Below are 947 nucleotides of genomic sequence, written 5' to 3'. Positions count from 1 at the left end.
CACGTCGAGTACGAGACCGAAAACCGTCACTACGCGCACGTTGACTGCCCAGGCCACGCCGACTACATCAAGAACATGATTACCGGTGCTGCGCAGATGGACGGCGCGATCCTGGTGTGCTCGGCCGCTGACGGCCCAATGCCACAGACCCGCGAGCACATCCTGCTGGCGCGTCAGGTTGGCGTTCCATACATCATCGTGTTCCTGAACAAGTGCGACCTGGTCGACGACGCAGAACTGCTGGAACTGGTCGAAATGGAAGTCCGTGAGCTCCTGTCGAAATACGAGTTCCCAGGCGACGACGTGCCAATCATCAAGGGTTCGGCACGTATGGCCCTCGAAGGCAAGCCGGGCGAAATGGGCGAAGAGTGCATCGCCCGCCTGGCTGAAGCCCTGGACACCTACATCCCAACGCCAGAGCGCGCTGTGGACGGCGCCTTCCTGATGCCAGTCGAAGACGTGTTCTCGATCTCGGGTCGTGGCACCGTGGTGACCGGTCGTGTCGAGCGCGGCGTTGTCAAAGTCGGCGAAGAGATCGAAATCATCGGTATCGTCGATACCGTCAAGACCACCTGCACCGGCGTGGAAATGTTCCGCAAGCTGCTGGACCAGGGTCAAGCTGGCGACAACGTCGGCCTGCTGCTGCGCGGTACCAAGCGTGAAGACGTGCAACGTGGTCAAGTCCTGGCAAAGCCAGGTTCGATCAAGCCGCACAACCACTTCACCGGTGAGATCTACGTCCTGTCGAAAGACGAAGGCGGCCGTCACACCCCGTTCTTCAACAACTATCGTCCTCAGTTCTACTTCCGTACGACTGACGTGACCGGTTCGATCGAACTGCCAGCAGACAAAGAAATGGTCATGCCAGGCGATAACGTCTCGATCACCGTCAAGCTGATCGCTCCGATCGCGATGGAAGAAGGTCTGCGCTTCGCAATCCGCGAAGG

At 59.3% G+C, this 947-nt stretch carries 1 protein-coding gene; it reads left to right on the top strand.

Annotated elements, in window-relative coordinates; translation table 11 throughout:
• The coding region (tuf, locus tag FVD38_RS26280; protein ID WP_147937493.1) for an elongation factor Tu at nt 1-947 on the top strand (947 nt) is incomplete at both ends.

It is taken from the genome of Massilia arenae (assembly GCF_008014745.1).
In the GTDB taxonomy this organism is placed as follows: Bacteria; Pseudomonadota; Gammaproteobacteria; order Burkholderiales; family Burkholderiaceae_D; genus Telluria; species Telluria arenae.
The sequence above is the reverse complement of the archived record's forward strand: the minus strand, read 5'-3'. Positions and strand labels throughout refer to the sequence as shown.